19 protein-coding genes are annotated in these 20,766 nt (G+C 43.9%); 12 read left to right on the top strand and 7 right to left on the bottom strand.

Annotation, left to right across the window (positions count from 1 at the left end; genetic code table 11):
* The first annotated feature begins 24 nt into the window (after positions 1-24).
* The 3 genes from AC3E9V_RS07000 (at position 25) to AC3E9V_RS06990 (ending at position 3,219) form a co-directional block, all read left to right on the top strand.
* Positions 25-816, top strand: a complete 792-nt coding sequence (locus tag AC3E9V_RS07000) for a DUF4249 family protein (protein ID WP_488752481.1) — start codon at positions 25-27, stop codon at positions 814-816.
* A 112-nt stretch (positions 817-928) separates the two neighbouring features.
* Positions 929-2,047, top strand: coding sequence for a hypothetical protein (locus AC3E9V_RS06995; RefSeq protein ID WP_488752480.1), 1,119 nt, complete (start codon positions 929-931; stop codon positions 2,045-2,047).
* Positions 2,048-2,118: 71 nt separating this feature from the next.
* On the top strand, positions 2,119-3,219 hold the full coding sequence (locus AC3E9V_RS06990) for a glycosyl hydrolase 53 family protein (RefSeq protein WP_488752479.1): 1,101 nt from the start codon (positions 2,119-2,121) through the stop codon (positions 3,217-3,219).
* Here the strand turns inward: AC3E9V_RS06990 and AC3E9V_RS06985 are convergent.
* From AC3E9V_RS06985 to AC3E9V_RS06975, 3 genes are all read right to left on the bottom strand, one after another.
* Positions 3,216-4,322, bottom strand: coding sequence for a lactonase family protein (locus tag AC3E9V_RS06985; protein WP_488752478.1), 1,107 nt, complete (start codon positions 4,320-4,322; stop codon positions 3,216-3,218). The genes AC3E9V_RS06990 and AC3E9V_RS06985 overlap by 4 nt on opposite strands.
* Positions 4,323-4,646: 324 nt before the next feature.
* Positions 4,647-5,669: a phosphotransferase gene (locus AC3E9V_RS06980; RefSeq protein ID WP_488752477.1), complete on the bottom strand. Its 1,023-nt coding sequence runs from the start codon at positions 5,667-5,669 to the stop codon at positions 4,647-4,649.
* The gene (locus AC3E9V_RS06975) at positions 5,666-6,148 is read right to left on the bottom strand and encodes a P-loop nucleotide/nucleoside kinase family protein (protein WP_488752476.1); all 483 of its coding nucleotides are present in this window, start codon (positions 6,146-6,148) and stop codon (positions 5,666-5,668) included. The genes AC3E9V_RS06980 and AC3E9V_RS06975 overlap by 4 nt, the downstream gene beginning before the upstream one ends.
* Positions 6,149-6,286: 138 nt before the next feature.
* Between AC3E9V_RS06975 and AC3E9V_RS06970 the strand changes: the two genes are divergently transcribed.
* From AC3E9V_RS06970 to AC3E9V_RS06950, 5 genes are all read left to right on the top strand, one after another.
* The gene (locus tag AC3E9V_RS06970; protein WP_488752475.1) at positions 6,287-6,763 is read left to right on the top strand and encodes a MarR family winged helix-turn-helix transcriptional regulator; all 477 of its coding nucleotides are present in this window, start codon (positions 6,287-6,289) and stop codon (positions 6,761-6,763) included.
* A 2-nt stretch (positions 6,764-6,765) separates the two neighbouring features.
* On the top strand, positions 6,766-7,248 hold the full coding sequence (locus AC3E9V_RS06965) for a GNAT family N-acetyltransferase (protein ID WP_488752474.1): 483 nt from the start codon (positions 6,766-6,768) through the stop codon (positions 7,246-7,248).
* A complete protein-coding gene (locus AC3E9V_RS06960) occupies positions 7,245-7,472 on the top strand; it encodes a hypothetical protein (protein WP_488752473.1) in 228 nt (75 codons plus the stop codon). Before AC3E9V_RS06965 ends, AC3E9V_RS06960 begins: the two co-directional genes overlap by 4 nt.
* On the top strand, positions 7,465-8,385 hold the full coding sequence (locus tag AC3E9V_RS06955) for an EamA family transporter (protein ID WP_488752472.1): 921 nt from the start codon (positions 7,465-7,467) through the stop codon (positions 8,383-8,385). The genes AC3E9V_RS06960 and AC3E9V_RS06955 overlap by 8 nt, the downstream gene beginning before the upstream one ends.
* A 122-nt stretch (positions 8,386-8,507) precedes the next feature.
* The gene (locus AC3E9V_RS06950; protein ID WP_488752471.1) at positions 8,508-8,942 is read left to right on the top strand and encodes a CAP domain-containing protein; all 435 of its coding nucleotides are present in this window, start codon (positions 8,508-8,510) and stop codon (positions 8,940-8,942) included.
* A gap of 58 nt (positions 8,943-9,000) precedes the next feature.
* Here the strand turns inward: AC3E9V_RS06950 and AC3E9V_RS06945 are convergent, their stop codons facing one another.
* From AC3E9V_RS06945 to AC3E9V_RS06930, 4 genes are all read right to left on the bottom strand, one after another.
* The gene (locus AC3E9V_RS06945; RefSeq protein WP_488752470.1) at positions 9,001-10,077 is read right to left on the bottom strand and encodes a tetratricopeptide repeat protein; all 1,077 of its coding nucleotides are present in this window, start codon (positions 10,075-10,077) and stop codon (positions 9,001-9,003) included.
* A 93-nt stretch (positions 10,078-10,170) separates the two neighbouring features.
* Entirely contained in the window at positions 10,171-10,902 is a 732-nt protein-coding gene (locus AC3E9V_RS06940; protein WP_488752469.1) for a GH12 family glycosyl hydrolase domain-containing protein, read from the bottom strand.
* Positions 10,903-11,224: 322 nt separating this feature from the next.
* Complete coding sequence (locus AC3E9V_RS06935; RefSeq protein WP_488752468.1) at positions 11,225-12,130, bottom strand: DUF4249 domain-containing protein; 906 nt, start codon at positions 12,128-12,130, stop codon at positions 11,225-11,227.
* Between the two features lie 6 nt (positions 12,131-12,136).
* Positions 12,137-14,500 (bottom strand): TonB-dependent receptor, encoded by a 2,364-nt coding sequence (locus AC3E9V_RS06930; RefSeq protein ID WP_488752467.1) that lies wholly within the window; start codon positions 14,498-14,500, stop codon positions 12,137-12,139.
* 212 nt (positions 14,501-14,712) lie between these two features.
* Between AC3E9V_RS06930 and AC3E9V_RS06925 the strand changes: the two genes are divergently transcribed.
* The 4 genes from AC3E9V_RS06925 to AC3E9V_RS06910 all read left to right on the top strand — a co-directional run bounded on the left by AC3E9V_RS06925 (position 14,713) and on the right by AC3E9V_RS06910 (position 20,736).
* On the top strand, positions 14,713-15,066 hold the full coding sequence (locus tag AC3E9V_RS06925) for a PadR family transcriptional regulator (protein ID WP_488752466.1): 354 nt from the start codon (positions 14,713-14,715) through the stop codon (positions 15,064-15,066).
* Positions 15,057-17,693: an ABC transporter permease gene (locus tag AC3E9V_RS06920; RefSeq protein WP_488752465.1), complete on the top strand. Its 2,637-nt coding sequence runs from the start codon at positions 15,057-15,059 to the stop codon at positions 17,691-17,693. The genes AC3E9V_RS06925 and AC3E9V_RS06920 overlap by 10 nt, the downstream gene beginning before the upstream one ends.
* 101 nt (positions 17,694-17,794) lie before the next feature.
* Positions 17,795-18,121, top strand: a complete 327-nt coding sequence (locus AC3E9V_RS06915) for a PadR family transcriptional regulator (RefSeq protein ID WP_488752464.1) — start codon at positions 17,795-17,797, stop codon at positions 18,119-18,121.
* Positions 18,118-20,736, top strand: a complete 2,619-nt coding sequence (locus tag AC3E9V_RS06910; protein ID WP_488752463.1) for an ABC transporter permease — start codon at positions 18,118-18,120, stop codon at positions 20,734-20,736. Before AC3E9V_RS06915 ends, AC3E9V_RS06910 begins: the two co-directional genes overlap by 4 nt.
* Positions 20,737-20,766: the final 30 nt, after the last annotated feature.

Raw genomic sequence — 20,766 nt, 5'->3', positions numbered from 1 at the left:
GTCAAATTTTGAGACTTTAAACACATGAGAAGATTTATCACCATAGTGTCATTAGTAGCGTGCTTCGGATGTGAAGAAGCTTTTGAGTGGGATGCACCACAAAAGGATGAAACGCTCGTGGTAGTGGAGGCGCTATTTACCAACGAGGCAAAAAGACAGGAAGTAAAACTCAGCCAAACCTTTAACGATCTCAACGACCCTCCACCACCGATCACAAACGCGCTGGTAGCTGTAAATGATGGAGACACTACCATCATCCTTACTCACAATCCCGAAGACCCAGGAACTTATGCAACAGACACCATGCAAGCCTTATTTGGAAAAACCTATACCCTATACATCCTGCATGAAGGTCAAGAGTACTATGCACAGGCCAATTCTACGTTTGGCTCTCCTTTAGACGACTATGGACTTATTCCGGTTGACTCAGGAATTTATGAGTTTGTTTATCATGAATCAGATCAACCATCCATGCTTGAAGTCTTTGCCACCTGGGAATCCATGGATTCATTAAACCAACCTACTCAGGAGTATCAAAAAGCATTTTTTTACACCCTAAAAGTTATCGATGTAAATACCATTTTTGCTCCAGATAAGGAACCCTTCAGGTTTCCGGTCGGCACGCAGCTCATCCGCAAAAAATATTCTCTGACAGCAGAGCATCAGGCTTTCCTGAGGTCTTTTTTGTCAGAAGTCGACTGGAGGGGCGGTGCTTTTGATACAGCAGCCGGCAATGTACGCACAAACCTCTCTGAAGGAGCCGTGGGATATTTTTCGGTATCCATGGTACAGTCTGACACAACAATTATTCAATAAATATTGATTGATTATCAAGTACTTATAACTTTTTTAGAAAAAAAATCCATTATTTGCCTAGGGTAGAAAGAAGCATCTGTGTGATAAAGGCACAAAACAAAAAATCAGAGAAATGAAAACGGTAAAACTATTATCCCTACTTGCAACAGTTATTCTTTTGTTAGTCTTTGTTTCATGCGATGATGCTATTGAAACGCCCAAAGAAGGTGAAAACATCTTACCCGAGCGGTTTGCTATTGACATCCCCCAATCCATCTCAAACCCGAATGCTTCCAATGGAAGATCAGATGGACGTGTAGCTGAGGGTGAGCTTGATGGTAATGAAATATACGAATTGTTGTCTTTATACATAGCCATAGGTGAAGGATCCGGCGACCTGCTGGAAGCCATTATTGCAGGAATCACCACTCACGGTATTGACCGGCCTTTATTTATCAGCTATGAAAGCGATGATGATGGCAGAACTAAAAACCTTGAGGTGGTTGAAAATGTATCCTACGAAGGCAAAACGTATGAATTCATGCTGACGATTACCGATGCAGAATCCGAAAATAATGCTGATGGCGGCAAAGCCATGCAGATATTCTGGAATAGAGATCCTATCAGTGGTGTGGCAATTCTCAAGCCTTACAACATTGACAGGGTCAAAGATGCTGAAGCTGGTGATGCTATCTATAAGATCGAATATACCGAGGACAGTGAGTTTGATTACGATGCTCATATGATCGTTACTATTGACAATCTGCCCTTAGCAAACCCATTGGACGACCCCTACTCCATCTCTACATTGAAAATGTTTGTGGGAAAGACAGGAGACCTGGTAGATGTTTACGGTAACTCCGATCACCCAAATGCCTCATTTTTCACCGATGATGCAGGCTTCAACTGGGCATTTGTTGCCTCAGGCTCAGAAAGTGCGGAAATCGGAGTAGCTGAAGTAGGTCTGCCACCAAATAACCTTGATGCCGATGACCGAGAAACGCTTTTAGTGGATTACGCCATCAAGCAGGTATTCACCGATCAGATCCTGACCGTTTGGCCAACTATTGAACAAAGCCTGATCGATCAGTATCTGCACAATACCGAAGCTCCGGGCTTTTTCAGCAATGATGGGTTCATTCAGGGCGGAACGTCTCCAGGTGAAGTTTATGATCCGCTGGTGACCCGCATCCAAAACCTGACTCCATACAACCCGGTAAGTATATCAGGGTTGGAAATCACTTTTAAATAAATTATCTCATTAGCATAAAGTAGACGCTGTATCCATTCACAGTGTCTACTTTTATTTTCAATTAAAAAGCAATGCAACGATTATTCTTTAAGGCTCTTATCCTGTCCATACTTTTACCTGGCTGCAATAAGGAAGAAATCAACAAGGAAACCTGTTCACCCTCAGAGGTTTCTCTACAGAAAAATTTCCAAATGGGTTTCAGCACCTGGAGCTATGGACCAGAAAAAGCACACAGTGAAAATACTTATCGTTTCATTGATGAGCATGCTGACATCTACCTGGAGCAGATTGACGAACTGATCCCCTGGAGCTCATGGAGCGAGAATAAGTCTCCCTCCGAAAGTTTCTCACAGAACATTTCTTATCGGCTTGGCCACCGACTTGATCAAGACCTTCTCCTTGCTATAAGTCCGCTTAATATTGATCGAAGTGAATTGATCCCTGATCACGATGGCACAATCCCAGAATATGACCAGCTGGACGATCCACACGTCATAGAAGCTTATACTAACCATGTCAGCTACCTTATTGAAGAGTTAAAACCGGATTATCTGGTCATTGCTATAGAAGTCAATGAATTTCGGTTAAATGCACCTGAGAAATGGGAGGGGTATAAAGCGATGATCTCCTCAGTAAAAGAGACCATTAAAGGCACCTACCCCAATTTACCTGTCTCAGAATCAATCACTCTTCACAACTGGCTTACACCGGAAGATGCTGAGGATGCTGAAACTTACATTGCTGAAATAACTGACTATGTGAATCAAATGGATTTTGCAGCCATTAGTTTCTACCCCTATTTTGAAGGGTTAAGTACTCAAGAACAGTTTCAGTCAGCTTTTGACTTTCTTCATGAAAAAGTGAATGTCCCGATTGCTTTTGTGGAAACCACCCACCTGGCTGAAGACCTGAGTGTAGATGCGTTTGAACTGTTTATACCCTCAGACCCCTGTCAGCAGAACGAGTATTTACAAACTCTTCTTAAAAATGCCGATCAGCAGAACTATGAGTTTTTGATCTGGTGGGCTTATAGAGATTTTGACCTCCTTTGGGAAACATTTCCTGCTGAAGTAAAAGACCTGGGAAAACTCTGGAGAGATACAGGCTTACTCGATGAAGATGGAAATCCCAGGCCGGCACTCTCAACCTGGGAAGAAGTTTTTGCAAATTAAAATTTAAGACAAACCGGTTCAAAAACCGCAATCTCGTTTCCGGTAAACTCAAGGAGCCCGGTTTCCATATTTCTCTTGAAAACGGTAATATTATTGGTATTCCGGTTGGCCACTAACAAGAATTTCTCATCAGGAGAAAGCGTAAAATTTCTTGGCCAACTGCCCTGAACCGACTCTATGCCAATACGCTCCAAACTGCCGTCACCAGCAATAGAGAAGATCGCAATGCTATCGTGTCCACGATTCGATGCATAAAGAAATTTACCATCCGAAGAGACATGGATATCAGCACATTTATTGTCTCCACTAAAATCTGCTGGAAGTGTTTCCGCCCGGCTGATCTCTTCCATCTTACCTGTTTGAGGATCTACTTTCAAAGCTGCTACTGAACTGGACAGCTCGTTAATAACAAAAGCAAGATTTGCATCCGGATTAAACACCAAATGTCTTGGACCATCTCCAGGTTGCATAGTAATAGCAGCAAATCCCTCCCCTACTGAATCCTTCAAAACTGGATAAGCCTTGATTTGATCAATTCCAAGATCCACGACGTACACAAATCGTTCATCTGGCGAGAAGATAGCACAATGAGCGTGAGGAGCTTCCTGTCTAGCCTTATTAGGACCTGAACCTTCATGCTGATAAACAAAAGGGTTTTCAGCTAAGGAGCCATCACCTGATGTCCTGAAAACAGAAACATTTCCGGAAGAATAATTAGCAGCAGCTACCATACCCGTACGGGTACCAAAGTCTATATAGCAAGGATTGAGTCCCTCTGAGGAAACCTTATTAATCAGACTAAGACCATTCGCCTCCCAGCTGTAAGCACAAACAGATCCGGGATCTCGCTCACACACGCTATAAACATATTTTCGGTCTTTACTGATGGAAAGATAAGAGGGATTGGCTGCCTCAGCTGCCAGTTTTGGCTCAGACATCTTACCGGTTTCAGTATCAAATTCGACCAGATAAATCCCTTCACTTCCCTTTCCGGTATAAGTGCCTACCAGCAAGGGAATTTTCCCGGATTCAGATGATGGAGAAGAGGTACAGCCTGCGATAATGCCTCCCATAAGAAGAAAAATAAAGATAAGTTTACCCATAACAGTCGTTTAAAGGCATGAAGATACGCAATCTAACTTTTTATTGAGTCAGAAAACCATTTTCTCACTAACATAGCGGCTTTTGTCAAGTTGCAATTAAGTGTGGGATTTGATAAATTTTTCTATAACCCCTATCACGGGTGGAGGACAGTTTTGCATTCCTGAATGTTCCAAACAATTTTCACACAAAAACATACTTGCTTATAAACATTCCCCTACACCCCTTTTTCTAAAGGGGAATATTGGTGTTTTTGTGTAGAAATCTCTTATAATGCCACGGTAATTTTTTGCGGAATATTTGTATCAAACCATACTCCACTGTGATCATTCAACATAACTTGACAAAGGACTAAAATCCATTGTATTTTTCAGGCATTCTCCCATCAGCTCCAGGTACTTTTTCATCTTTCTGACAGCTCTCTCCCGCTCATTACCAGAAGCACCCATAGCCCTTAAGGCGTAAACTTTTGCACGGATGTTTGCACGATAGCTTTTATAGAAATTGAAAAGCTGCCACTCTTCATGAGAGCGGATTACATTCATTTTTTTATTATAAGTTTCAATAAAAAGCCTGGAAAAGTCCTCCCGTCCGTAAGCATCCAGGTCCATACATAAAAAAGCTACTTCGTTGAGCACGTCGGTATATCTGAACTGATCATTAAATTCAATACAGTCAAAGACCACCGGCTCAGGGGTCAGAAACACATTCTGGCAATGAAAATCACCATGACAATCCCGGTAAAAAAACCGGCGATCTTTAAAAAGTCCGGAATGCTGCTCAATAAAGGAATCAGCAATTGCTATAGCCTCCTCAATCTCAGATTCTCCTAATTGTTTCTCTGCAAAATCACTTACCTCAGCCAATGCATTAAAGGCTTCCCTGATATCCAATACTTCTTCTTCAGGCACTACCTTCATTGTCTTATGAAAAGCAGCCATCAATCCGGCCAATTGCGTGATGTCTTTTTCTGAAACATGATGCCTTTCCATCAAAAGATCCATCCTTCTAGCAGGGTCTAACTTGCGCAAGCGAACTGCATAATCTATTATCGTGCCACTGCCAGCCCCGACCAGAATACCATTGGCTCCTGACCTTACCGGCTGAACATCCAGGTATACATCCTTTACAAGTCGCCGATTGAGGGTGACTTCTCTTTCACAAAAATGCTTGCGCCGTTCAAGGGTCGAAAAGTCCAGAAAGGAAAATTTGACCGGTTTTTTGATTTTGTATACATACTGGTCACACAAAAGCACCCATGAAATATGCGTTTCAATCAGCTGTGGTTGATTACACTGACCTGGTAATGCATCCGACACCAATATGCTATCTATTTCTTCTTTAGTCATGTTTCCAGGTATTTTATTGCCTCGGAGGTCATTTCATCTATGTTGCTGTCGGTAGACTGGAGTACCAAATGATCAAACTCAGGTTTGACCCATTGCCTTTTTACTTTTTCATAAACAGAAAAGTCCGCATCACTATCAGCTCTGGCATGTTTCAAACGATTACGGATGGTATTCTCACTCGCAGTTATTTCTATGAAATAAACAGGGCGATTCCCTTCAAACTGATTTCGGAATCTTTTCCTGATAGACTCTTTGTAGAACGTGCCGTCCACCACCATATCAGAACCATTCATGGCCTTCACTTTTTCCATCATTTTGTCGTATACCTTCTCCTTTTCTAAATCACTATACTGCGGAGAGGGAAATAGCTCCTTTCTGAGTCTGTCACTACTGATATAGCCAGCGCCCAGCTTTTCAGCAAGATGTGACGCGAAAAAACTTTTGCCAGAACCCGGTAATCCAAATACAACGACTAACATTTATATAATGATTTATCTATCGACTATACGTTAATAACAATCCGAATACCCCAGTCTATCCATTTTTTGGAAATATTTTTTCACTTATGTAGCTAACTACGTAAATTATTTTTACTTTTATGTAGTCAACTACGTATTATGAAAGATTTCGCTAAAGAATTGGGGTGTTTGGGCTTCACCATGCGATTAAAGCGCTTGAGTGATGTCCTCATACATGATGGCCGAAAGATGTATAAGTCACTGGGACTTGACATAGAGCCTAACTGGTATGTGATCTTCCGGCTCCTAAAGCAGGAAGGTGAGCTATCGGTTACTGAAATCGCTGAGCGAATAAAGCTGGCACACCCCTCGGTAATTGCCTTAACCAATAAAATGATCAAAGCCGGCTACCTCACCACCTCCCCTTGCGAGGTGGACAATCGCAGACGCGTCCTCAACTTAACCCAAAAAGCAAACGAAAAGCTACCTGAGTTTGAGCGCATCTGGAATGCCGGAGAGCGTGGTGTGATCCAGGCGCTGGAAGGGACCAATGCCATGGAAATACTGGAAACACTGGAAGCCCGATTTGGAGAAAAAGGATTTAAAGACCGAACGATCGAAGAACTAAATAAATAGCTATGAATGCAACACCTAAAACTGACCTTTCTGTAGCTATCGTAGACTTTGAGGAGCGATATGCCGCAGATTTTGCCAGACTCAACTACGAGTGGCTGGAGATGTATTTTGAAATAGAAGATCATGACCGGAAGATGCTCGATGACCCTATCAACTATATCATCAGGCCCGGGGGCAAAATATTTTTTGCCAGGGCAGGCCAGGAAATTGTGGGGACTGCGGCCTTGATAGTAGCTGATGGAGATACCTATGAGCTGGCCAAAATGGGAGTTACACCCAGGTATAAAGGGTTGAAGATTGGCAAAAAACTCATGGAACATGCTATCGACACAGCCAGGGAAGATGGGAAAAAGAGGCTATTCCTGGAATCCAACACCAAGCTAACCCCTGCTATCAATCTGTACATCAGCAGCGGTTTCAGGCCGGTACCCCAGGAGTGTTCGCCTTATGCCCGATGTAACATCCGTATGGAGCTCAGATTATGATCACAGAAGCAATCGGATATCTGGCACTTGGGTTTGGGATTATCGCTATGGGCATGAAAAAGCTCGTGATCCTCCGGATCATACATGCCTTTTCAGCTTTGACTTACATTATATATGGCAGTCTCATAGACGCTGTACCCATCATTATCGGAGGTTCACTTTTTTTACTGATCCATGCTTATCACCTGATTTTTATTTTTAAAAAAGCTCATGCCAATGAATAAACTTTTAGTCATCTTTTCCTTTATCGCCATCTACTTTATCTGGGGTACTACCTACCTGGCCATTGTTATTGGTTTGGAAGGGTTCCAGCCATTCTTTATGGCCTCACTGCGATTTGTAATTGCCGGAGTGATGCTGGTGGGCTTTTCTTTATTAAAAGGAGAGAAGTTTCCATCCGGATCTTCGCTACTAAAAAATACATTTATTGGCATTGTGGTGTTGTGCGGTGGCCAGGGACTGCTTATTTGGTCAGAGCAATACATCGCTTCAGGCTATGCCTCCGTACTGGTGGCCACTTTACCTATCTGGTTTGTGGTGATGGACCGTAAGCACTGGAAGACTTATTTCACAAATCCGTATATCATAGTGGGTGTGGTTTTGGGGTTCATTGGGATAATGATCCTTTTCAGCGATCAGTTAAATGCACCTCTACTTGATGAAAACATTCGGCTGCAATTACTGGCGTCTGTTCTTGTGCTGATCGGTGCTATGTGCTGGGTCGTAGGTACTCTTTACCACCGTTCCCGTCCCGCTCCAGGCAGTTTGTTTCATAACCTGGGCTGGCAGTTGCTGACAAGCTCAGGCGTTTGCTTATTGATCAGCTTATTCCTGGGCGAGTGGGATACTTCCCCCATTCGGGAAATTTCACTGAATGCGTGGTCAGCAGTAGTCTATTTATCAGTAGCCGGCTCCATCCTGGCATTTGCAACATACACCTGGCTGCTTAAGGAAATGCCCTCTGCCATTGTGGGGACCTATGCCTATGTGAATCCGGTAGTAGCCGTTTTTCTCGGCTGGCTCCTGGCGGAAGAGGTCATCACCACCACACAATTGATCGGTATGCTGATAATCCTGATCAGTGCTGTGCTGGTGAATTTGAACCGAAACAGAATATCCCTGAAACGAAAAATGTGATTTCTTTTTCGAAAGAAATCACATTTTTTCACAGTTTGGTAAATTGCAACATGACCTGTCCGGCTTTCAAACATATATTTTCTGGCATAAAGCTGATTATCACTCCTTTGATATTGAGTATTGTGCTCATTTCATGTAGTGATGACGAGGACATAAACCCGGGGATCAAAGCCGAAATATTGGATCATATCAACCGGTTAAGGACAGATGGCTGTAGGTGTGGTTCAGAGGACATGTCCCCTGTTCCGACCGTAACATGGAACACCTATCTGGAAGCAGCAGCCATAAGTCATGTAAACGACATGTATGACCGGGATTATCTCGATCACATATCGCCTGAAGGTGGCTCTCCTGCACAACGAGCAATGGAGGCTGGATATGAAGGGCTCGATGTGGGTGAAAATATCGCAAGGGGGTATCAGACAACCACAGACGTAATCAAAGCCTGGCAAGACAGTGAAGCCCACTGCAAAGCGATGATGAGCGGTCTTTACTCAGAAATAGGGGCCGCCAGGCAAGAAAGTTATTGGGTACTGGTGCTTGGAAATCCGGATTAGGCTGGTCGATTACCTTCCAGTGACCAGGCCTTGTATTCCACTTTTCATCTTGAGGTGGTCAGATATGCTGAAATTCTTCATAAGCATCCAGTAAAGGTCTGACCATAGGATCCTCTTGCAAATTATTTTTCTCAATGATCTGCAAGATAGTCCTGTAACAGTTTGCAGCCTCATCGTTTTTCTGCTGCGCTTTCAACGCACCTGCCAGGCCACCAAGCCGGGTCAGCAGGTCCGGATGACCTACGCCGCTGATGTCCTCAAAGATTGATAAAGACTTTTTGTAAGCCTCCTCAGCGCGGGTAAACTCACCACATGATGCATACACACCTCCCAGTATATCCAGTGTCAAGGCGACATCCAGCCGGATATCTTGCCTGACGTTGACTGAAGAATCACCCGCCGCCAGCTGGTATCGGAGATCCAGTGCCTCCTCAGACAAAGAGACGGCCTCCTCGCATTTGCCCCACGATCTGTAAAAATCAGCCGTAGTGAGCAAGTACTGGGCCAGGTCCGCTCGTCCTGTTTCTGTGTTTACACTGGCGTTTTCACGGGCATGTTTCAGCATGAGCTTGTAATATGGTTCTGCCTTCTCCCATTCCTTCATCACAAAATACACCTGCGCTACATTATTGGCCCGTATGGAAATGTCATCATGATTTTCAGGGTTGCTAAGCTTTACAATTTCCAAAATCCGATTATACAAGCTGGCCACTTGCTCATAATTCACCTTGCTGTAATAATAAAAATTCGCAAGGCTTTCAAGTGGAATCACCATGGCCGGATCCGTCAGTCCGTAAAATTGCTCACAGCTACTGACAGCAGAGACAAAAACCTCTTCCGCCTGATCATACTCCTTTTGCCATCTGTATATTTCAGCCAGAAGCATATATGTCTTCACCAGACGTATATCCTTGACCCTGTGACTATTAATCAATCGCATGGCGTCCATACAGCTTTGCATGGCCTCAGGTAACTCACCACGCTTCATCAGGATCACCGACGACCTGGTGTGGGACTCCCACTCTTCATCATCGAATGTAAGCGGTGAAAACCTCAGAATAAAGAAAGCCAGCGCTGCCATGATCACTAAAGCCATCGTGAGTACCCACAGGTAAACGTTTCTTTTGCTAGGCATAAAATTATTTATTCAGAAAGAATTTATTCGGTTTAATAAAATAAGGGGAAAAGGCTAGTTGCCCGATCCCCTTGAATTTTCAGGCAAAAAGTCTTATCCGTTCCAGTCAGACCGGCCATTACATACAAAACTCTGAGAAGTACCATTGGTATTGGTGATCTCAAAGCCAAACTGGATATTGTTAATTGTTGGGTTACCCCACCAACCTCTGCTCTGAAGCCAGCTCCAGATCGCCTTGTGGTTTACACTCCCTGAGTTGGTATTGCTGGTCCTTACAAACGAAAATACTTCGATGGAGCCATTCCATCCTCTGTAGACATCCCAACTATGTCCGCCGATCCACTGGCTGGAATACCTCCGTGAACCAATTGGTCCTATGGCACCCTGTTTGTTCATCCAAAGCATGATTTCGTACCGGTTGTTATTGGCCCACACATCAAAGGCACTTGTATAAGCCCCGGTGTAAGGACGACTCACCGAAAACCATGTACCACACCATGGCGTATTGTTCACCGATTTATTGAGCCATTTCTCACTGTTGGGATAGGATTTGATACCGCCGCCACTATGGTTGCAGCTCACTCCCCAGTTGTTGCCGTTGTTGGCCCATATGCATTGCCATCCGGCATTGGAGCCCCATACGTTGTTGTACAGTCTGTAGCCATTGTTCCACCAGGTGGCCCACCTGTTACAGCTTGACCAGGCTGCCTCCACTTCACCGGCGACTTCCTCGGTTTCAATTTGCGGTTCTACTTCATTTTGTTCGCAGGCAGCCAGTGCAAACATGACTGCTACCATAGCGAAAATTCGACTAGTGTTCTTCATCTTTTTGATAAGGTTGATTTTTAGAATATCGCATTCTAATGCATTAATTTGGTATTTAAAATGAAATATTTTCAATTAAGACATTACTTACCCACGATAATTACATTAATTACAGTATCTCAGGAAACGAATACGAATTTCACCCTTTGGAAAAAGGAACAAAAGGAGAGGTTTATACCCTGAACCACATGGAAACAAAATAGAGGAGAAACAGGGGATGCCAGATCCAGCGCCGCCAGGAAATAAGGAAATTGGGTTATAGCCCTTATCCCATATACCCGGAGCATTTGATCAATGGCTCCGGGCTCTCTATCAGACACCTCTATTCCTCTGCAATCTCCATGTCTGAAGTAGTGTAGGCTGAAAATATCCCATAGCCGCCTTCAATATTTGAATACATCGGTACGGGCTCTCCTGAAAAGAGATCTGGATACTGATTCCACTCATGAATATAATAAGTGGTCATGTATTCATAATATGATTCTGTAGCTGAGCGAACACCAATCAACAACTTTCTGCCAGAATCATCACTAAAATCAGGCCCAAAATAATAATCTGTCCACACCTCAAGTTCGATACTACTGTTTTCAAAAGAAGCATCGGTAAACGCCAATCCACGATCTGTATAGGTAAGAAAAGATATGGGCGATTCCAGGTAGCTGACTTCATACCTGTAAAAATGTATTTCTCCAGAGTCATCTTCCCAGACTTCTTCGATATACAAAAACACTTCATAATAGTTAGCTTCATTTGGTATATCCCGGAGCGTGAATTTGATGGCCTGATACTCCCATCCGTCCATATCGTATCGGGTTCCTGCAAAAGTCGCATTGGTAAGTAACACTTCTTTGGGGAGGTATGTAGCGCTCCTGGCAGCTGGCAGTCCCGGGGCTTCTACTTCTATTTCATAAGAATCTCCCGGCTGTGGCTGATACTCGCTTACGAAATAGTTGAGAGAAGTGTCATAGACTATATCGGATAAAGGGCTGCCATTTACTTGCAACACTACATCCGCATCTTTCAGAGCTACTCCTGATTCTTCACGAGAATCAATTGCTATGGACTTTGTAACAAGTATCCTTATCAAAGTATCATTTGGATTGATCATCGAGTTAATAACCACCTTGGGCTCATGCTCCGGTAGCTCCACAAATACATCCTGCTCAAAAAAACTCTCACAACCTGAAATAATAGTAAGTGTCGTTAAAAATATAATTAATCTTTGCATGCTTTCTTAAAATTTAAATTCGTAACTAAACGCAGGAATGATCGGGAAAAGAGCTATTTGTTTCAGTCTTCGTCCCTGGTAATTTCCATGCCAGTCATAACTATCAGACCAGTAATAATAAAAAGGATTAGCCCGGTTATAGACATTGTAAAACCCAAGGTTCCAGGTACGTTCTCCCCACTTTTTTTGTTTGGTAAAACGGATGCCAAAATCAGACCGGTGATAAGGTTTCATACGAAAACCATTGCGGCCATTATAGATCTCCACTTCTGAATAATAATGGTAACCCCAGGGATCTACAGTGTTTCCATCCATCAAAGTCGGGATGGAATAGGCCGTAGCTAAGTATCTCCCCTCTCCCAGAGTGATGGCATTACCTGTACCATATACCCAGGTTGCAGAAATATCAATCCGGTCATTGATCTTATACGTCAGGAGTACCCCTACATCATGACGCCTGTCAAAACGATAAGCAAATGATTTACCATCATTTATCTCCTCAAACTGTCTATCCGTTTTAGACAGGGTATAGCCTATCCAGCCGGTAAACCTTCCCTCTTTTTTATGAAGGAAAAGCTCGAGTCCTTTGGAAGTGCCTGTACCGCCTGTTTCTACTTTTTCCTGCCAGTCAGCCGATCCGTCAAGCCAGTTTTCACCCTCGGAATAGGCAATGAGGTTGCTCATCTCTTTGTAATAAATCTCCGCACTTGCTTCAAACCCACCCTTAAGGGTTTGCGAAAAAGCACCGGTCATCTGATAAGATTTTTGAGGTACTACATTTTCTGTGGCCGGGACCCACAGATCTGTCGGGAGACCAACACCGCTAGTTGACAACAAATGAACATTTTGCTGCATGGTGGCATACGAAAGCTTCACCGATGAGTATCTTCCTGTAAGTATTCTTAGTGTAGTTCTGGGCTGTGGAGTTACATAAAAGGCATTACCTACGTTGTAAGTATTTATATGAATCCCGGCATTTAATTTAACCCGATTGCTAATCTCCCACTGGTCTTCCAGGTACCAACTAAGTTCCCGGGCATTGATGTTGAATGAACCAAACGTAGTATCCGTCTTTTCATTTGCATCATTGGACTTGAAGGCATTGACTCCAGGCTTAAAAAAATGCTCGGTATATTGAAGCCCAGATAAGATGTCGTGTTGACTATTCAGGTAATATTCCGCTTCGTACCGGAGTCCGAGATCCTCTATTCCCGAGGTATACCTGTAAAACTGATTGATATCGTCCTGCTTGTCTTCCAGCTCATACCCCAGCAAAAAACGATAACGGGTATAGTTCAGCGTCAGGTTGGTAAATAATTTGTCTGAAAAGAGGTGATTCCATTTCGCAGTGCCTAGCAGGTTTCCCCATTGAAACTTACTTTTCCCATCAAAGTACGGGTCATGAAGCTTGAAGATCCCTTTATCGTCTCCTGAGTACACACTGAGAATGACTTTATCACGGTCTGTGAAATCATAATTAACTTTTCCATTCAGGTCATAAAAAAGATATCCAACAGAAAAATCTCCTCCGGAAGCCGCCAGAGAAATGGGTCGTGTAAACAGGTCTATATATGTTCGTCTCAAACCGACCATATAGGAACCTTCCCCTTTATTGATAGGTCCCTCGGTCATGAGACGTGCTGAAACAAGCCCTATAGCTCCTGCAGTGCTCCTCTTCTCGCGATTCCCATCCTTCACACGCACATTGATCACTGAAGAAAGGCGACCTCCGTACCTGGCAGGGAAACCTCCCTTGATCAGGTTGACATCCGAAACCACATCCGGATTAAAGACCGAGAACAAACCACCCAAATGTGAAACGCTGTAAAGCGGTACTCCATCCAAAAGAATGAGGTTCTGGTCAGGGCCTCCACCCCGCACATAGATCCCCGTAAGGCCTTCTTTGCCGCTTTGTACACCGGGCAAAAGCTGCAGAGCACGCAACAGGTCTATTTCTCCTGCTATAGCTGGTAACTGTAGTAACTGCTTGGAAGGTATGCTGATCGATGACACTTGTGGCTGTAGTTCAATAGCCTCTTCACGGGTAGACTCTACGGTTACAGCTTCCAGCTCTACCGAAGCCTTAAGCGAAATCACCACGCTGGTATCTCCACTGAGCTTAAAAGGGATCGTTTGTGACTGATAGCCAACAAAAGAAAAGGTGATATCCACATCCCTCTCATTCACCGGGAAACTAAAAAACCCGTAAAAATTACTGGTTGTGCCCGTGGTGGTACCCTCTAATAAAACGGTTGCACCAAAAAGCTTTTCGCGGGTAGATGCATCCTCAATATAGCCGCTGATCCTATACTGCGCATACGAAGACAAACTCAAAATAGTCAGGCATAGTGACAAAAGACGGTTATTCATGAAAAAAAACGGTTAGTTTAAGAAAAGTGAAAAGTAAAGTGAAATAACGGTTTTAGACCGGAAACATTTTCTTAGACTCCTAAAAAACTATTATGGTTTGAATACAACCTTTTTTTATTTGTACAAAAAGCCTTTTCCGTTCAATTTTCATATTTGTAGAACTTCTCTTTAATTTGTCCGTATAACTATTCTACAAAAGCGAAACAACTAACATGAAAGGATCTTACCTGGGCGAATTTGAAGAGCTGGTTTTACTATTGGTAGCGGTCATGGCTGAAGATGCTTATGGCCTGGCAATCAAAGAGCAATTTGAAGAACAAACCGGGCGGACAGCCGCTATTGGTGCGGTGCATGCAGCCCTCAACCGACTGGAAGAAAAGGGGTTTCTGGAATCTCAACTCGCTGCAGGGACAGCTGAACGCGGAGGACGCAGAAAGCGGATCTTTTCTGTGACTGCTGCCGGCAAAAAGGCGCTGGAAACCAGTCGTGAACTCAGAAATAATCTCTGGGAAAAAATACCGGAGCTAAGCTGGAAAGGACTCAGGGTTTCAGCGCTATGGATCTGAGCAACAAAAAACCAAAGTGGCCGGACCTGCTGATCAGCTGGTTATGCAAAGAACGATATGCTGAGGAGATACTGGGGGATCTGGAAGAATACTTTTATCACCTGCATGACAGCAAGAAGTCATTCAAGACCTTGCGCTACTGGTACCAATCCTTTCATTTTTTAAGACCATTTGCACTAAAAATACCTTTTAAAAACTCAACTACCGGGACTATGCTTAAAATGAATCTGAAAATTGCCTTTAGAAACCTGGCGCGTCACAAATTTTATTCATTTATTAACATCCTCGGGTTAGCGCTGGGAATAACCACCTGCCTGTTCATTGGGATTTTCATAAGTGATGAAATGAGCTATGACACTCATTGGGAAAATGCTGATCGTATATACAGGGTGGCAGGACACCTGAAATTTGAAGATAACGAATGGAATATGGCCACCTCTCCTGCTCCTATGGCCGCTGCTTTCAAGGAGGATTTCCCTGAGATCAAAAACGCAGGCCGAATGCGCAATACGGGATCAGCCATTTTTGAACTTGACAAACGAATGATCAAAGTAGACGAAACAGCCTATGTAGACCAGGAGATCTTTGATATTTTCTCTTTCAAAATCATAGACGGGCGGGCAGACCTTACCAATCCAAACACCTCTCTGATTTCCGCATCTACCAGTAAAATGCTTTTTGGAACCACAAGCGGAACTGGTAAAACCTTCAAACAAGGGAACACCACTTACGAGGTAGTAGGTGTATACCAGGATATACCAACCAACACCCACTTCCACTATGATGCTATGGCCTCCATGGAAAACTGGTCCAACGCTCAAAGCAAGGAGTGGATGAGCAACAACTTTAGAACATATTTTCTCCTGGAAGAAGGGAAATCGTATAAAGAGCTGGAAGGAAAATTCACATCAGTGTATGAAAAATACTATGGCCCCAGCATTCAGGCGCACGCCGGAGCTACCTGGGAACAATTTCTACAATCCGGATCTATTGTCGATTATTACCTTCAGCCCATTGAAAAGATCCACCTGTTTTCTGACTTATCCTATGAGATTGAGCAAAATGGCAGCTATCAATATATCGTCATCTTTGGAGCAGCCGGCCTCTTCATCCTGATCATCGCCTGCATCAACTTTATGAATATTTCCACCGCCAGATCCTCTGTCAGGGCCAAAGAAGTAGGCATGCGAAAAGTCATGGGCTCAAAAAGGGGCTACCTGATCAACCAGTTTATGCTTGAATCACTGATGAATGCATTCATTGCGGGAGTCATAGCTACCATTTTGATTTACACGCTGCTGCCGTTTTTCAACCACCTCACAGATAAGCATATTTCAAACCCTTATTTTGGCCGTTTGTTCCTTTTTCCATGGGTTTTGATCGGCACAGTTGCGGTAGGGCTGCTCGCAGGCACTTACCCCGCCCTGTATCTTTCCAGGTTTATTCCCATCAAAGTATTAAAAGGCGAGCTCAGATTGGGCCTGAAAAGCGGATGGATGCGTAATGTACTGGTTATCATACAGTTTAGCGCCTCCGTGATCCTCATCTTTGGAGCGATCGTGATCGGCTCGCAACTCGATTATATCCAAAGCAAATCCCTCGGTTTTGAAAAAGATCAGGTGCTGATCCTCCAAAACACATACATGATGGGGGATAAAATTGAAAGCTTCAAAGAGGAACTGTTAAATGATCCTACTATCAAAAACGTAACTGTGACCTCTTACCTTCCCACAGCAGACAGCCGGTCAGACTCGCCTCTTTTGCCATGGGATGCCACCAATATGGAAAATTTTGTGAGTCTCCAAATATGGAAGGTAGATGAGAAGTATATCCCAACTCTGGGTATGGAGCTTAGTGACGGGCGCAATTTCAAAAAAGACATGGCATCCGATTCAAATGCGGTCATACTAAATAAAGCTGCCGCAGATAAATTCGGGTTTCAGGAGCCTGTAGACCAGCGGCTGAAAACAGTTCACTCTTTTGATATCGGCGGAATGAAAGAATTTCACGTGATCGGAGTAGTAGAAAACTTCCATTTCGACAGCTTTAAAAGCAGCATTAGCCCGATGGTTTTGCTAAACATGCGTTCTACAGGAAATGTGGCCTTGAAATTTGAAGCCGGCAAGACCACCCAAGTTATTGAAAAGGTAGACCAGCTTTGGCGGGAGTTCAATCCTACCCTACCCTTCGAGTACACTTTTATGGATCAGCAGTTTGAGGCTAAGTACAGATCCGAACAAAAGTTGGGAACTTTACTGAATATTTTTTCAAGTCTCGCCATTTTTATTGCTTGTTTAGGGTTGTTTGGATTGGCTGCTTTCACTACTGACCAGCGTAAAAAAGAACTGGGTATCCGAAAAGTACTAGGCGCTTCCCTCCCACACCTGATGATCCGTCAGATGTCCGGCTACACGAAATTACTGCTGATTTCAGTGGCCTTATCACTCCCATTAGGTTTTTACCTGATGTCTCAGTGGCTGCAAAATTTTGTCTACCGTACAGAGATCGGGACAATGATGTTCGTGCTTCCTGTTATGATGGTTTTGCTCCTGGCATGGCTCACGGTGAGTATTATCTCCTACCGGGCTGCCACTCAAAATCCGGCCGAAAACCTGAAATACGAATAGAAAAGGCCGGATAAATTATTTTTTATCAAAAACAGAAACAAATAGATCTCCACTCCCGTATCTTATTTTATATTAAAAACAGAAAGATATAATTTTGTCATATGAAAGGATACTTGGGAGAATTTGAGGAGCTGGTACTCCTCACCATTGCCAACCTCAGCGATAGTGCGTACGGAGTAGCCATTTTAGAAGATATCTCAAACCGGGCTAACCGTAAATTAAGCCTTGGTGCTTTGCATTCTACACTTACTCGTTTGGAGGAAAAAGGGTTCATTACCTCTCACCTTGGAGAGCCTACTGCGGAGCGTGGCGGCCGAAGGAAAAGATACTTTGAGCTCACCAACTCAGCCATCGCTGCGCTTAATGACATGAAATCCCTCCGGGATGAGCTATGGACCAATGCCAAAGTAAATCTGTCACTGAAATGAAAAAGAACCAACCTCCCAAGCTGGCACAACGCCTCTTAAGCTGGTACGCCGGTCGTGCCGAAATGGAAGACCTGCAGGGCGATCTGGATGAGGTCTATTTACAACAGCTTGAATTGTCAGGAAAGCTCAAAGCAGACATTATGTACTGGAAACAGGTGCTTTCACTGATGCTTTCCTATGCACTCCAAAAACGAAAGAAAAACGCTTCTTACTCTTCATATTATCAAAAAAACTCAATGGGTATGATTAAAAACTACTTTAAGATCGCCATACGGAATTTTTCCAAACACAGGCTGTTTACCTCACTTAACATTCTCGGACTGGCCCTCGGGATGTCCATTTGCCTGTTGGCGCTTTCCATTGCAGTAGCCATCTACCGGTCAGACGAAGGGCACAAAAACAAGGATCGTATTTACCAGGTAAACACCTATTTCTCAAACGAAAATGAGAGCAAAACCTATGGCTCCACATTCCATGCGGTAGGCGATTATATGCAGGAAAAATATCCTTTCATTGAAGAAGTAGTCAAGATCAAATCCGGATTTAGCCCGGAAATTGATCATCATGGCAACCTGATGAATTTTCACGGGTATTTCGCAGATGAATCCTTCTTCGATGTGTTCAGTTTCAGGATGATCAGTGGGGATCCAGGGAGTGCCTTATCACAACCAAACACGGTTGTTTTGACTCAGAAAGTGGCTGAAACACTTTTCAAAGATGAAGACCCGATAGGACAGCTGCTGGAGACAGACTATGGTCCCCTCAAAGTCACCGGCGTGATGGAAAACCTGAAGCAAACCCATTTCTATTTTCAAATGCTCACCTCCTACTCCACCTATGAGAAATTGCAATCTGAGACTGGACTAAAAAACGACTGGGTCAATTTTCGGGACAATTATGTGTACCTCCTTTTAAAGCCCAACACCAAAAGGGAAGATCTTGCAGGCGCCCTGACACACGTCTCAGCCAGGGCCGGTGAATTCAACCCCAGGCACAAGGTCAAACTGGAGTCCATCAACCTTTCGGGTGTGGTCCCAAGGTGGAATATCAGCAACGCTCTGGGTATTGGATGGGATCAACCCTCGATGCTTTTCTTTTTCTCTGTTGGATTGCTGGTGCTGCTTCCGGCCGTTTTCAACTACACCAACCTCTCGATAGCCCGTGCATTAAAGCGGGCTAAAGAAATAGGCGTCCGAAAAGTGGTAGGAGCAGAAAAAGGCCAGATCCAGGCGCAGTTCATTGTGGAAACTGTTTTGCTGGCCGGGTTGGCACTGCTGGGCTCCATCCTCATCTTCATCCCGATCAAAAGAGAATTTCTCTCCATGGTCCGGGCTGCAGAGGTACTCGACACCTCTATGGGATTCTACCAGATTGCCGTGTTTGTAGTATTTACATTACTGGTCGGCCTATTCGCGGGTATCTTTCCGGCCCGTTTCTTCGCCCGCCTCAACCCCATTCATACGATGAAAGGGGAAGTGAAAAATGGCCGCAATACGGTATCCGGTTTCAAGAAAGGATTATTTGTTTTCCAGTTTTTCCTTTCACTGGTATTCATCATCGGTGTAGGAGCGATTGCGAAACAGTATAGCTACGTGCTCAACCACAATCATGGGTTTGAGTCGGACAATATCCTGGCGGTCCCGTTTCAAAGCATCAACAAACAATTAGCGCTCAATGAACTGGGCAATCATCCGGATGTAAAAGCCATCACTTCTTCGTCCAATTTGCCTGGAGTGATGCTCCCTGCCCCAACCAAAGTGACCCCTAATGACCTGGACACGATGGATGTGAACGAGGTATTTATCGGGGATAACTACATTGAGAACATGCAGATGAAGCTTGTATGGGGAGAAAGCAAGAGCCTGGATAAGTCCAATCAGAATGAAGAGCGGGTACTGGTCAACGAACAGTTTATACGCTCTTCCAAAGTTTTCAATGAACAACGGGACTCACTGACTTTCACCCTTACGGACGGGACCGGGTGCCGCATCGTGGGGATTATGGAAGATTTCAATTTTGAACCGCTCAGCCAACTGATCGCTCCCCTGGTGTTTCGGTACTCTGTGGATGAAAGCAACTACGCATTGCTGACCATTAACTCGACCGACATCAAAAAGACTATCAGTGAACTGGATGGAGTATGGACTGGCATTGATCAGGACATCAACTTCGAGGCGACATTTCTCAACGATGAAATAGAAAACGCTTATTATTTTCTATCCGTTCAGATCAAGTTTTTCAGCTTTTTGAGCGCCCTGGCTATTACCATATCCTGTCTGGGGCTTCTGGGTATGGTCTCTTATACCACGGAAAACCGTACCAAAGAGATCGCGATCAGAAAAATACTCGGTGCAAGTGATCAAAGTCTCTATTACCTGCTGACCAAAGACTTTGTGAAACTCATTATGATCTCGGCATTGATCGCCATCCCCTTCTCCTATTTGTTCTATGACAAGCTCTTTCTCTACTTTCTGATTCGCTATGGAAGTGGCCTTGGGGTGATTGAAGTGATAGCCAGTATCGTATTTCTGTTCCTTGTTGGATTTGTATCCATTTACTGGCAGACAGCAAAGGTCACCAAAGCTAATCCGGCGAGAAATTTAAGGTATGAGTAGCCTGGTAATGAAATGGAGAATTGAAAATGG

The organism is Marinoscillum sp. HNIBRBA16962 (assembly GCF_057801515.1).
The sequence above is the reverse complement of the archived record's forward strand: the minus strand, read 5'-3'. Positions and strand labels throughout refer to the sequence as shown.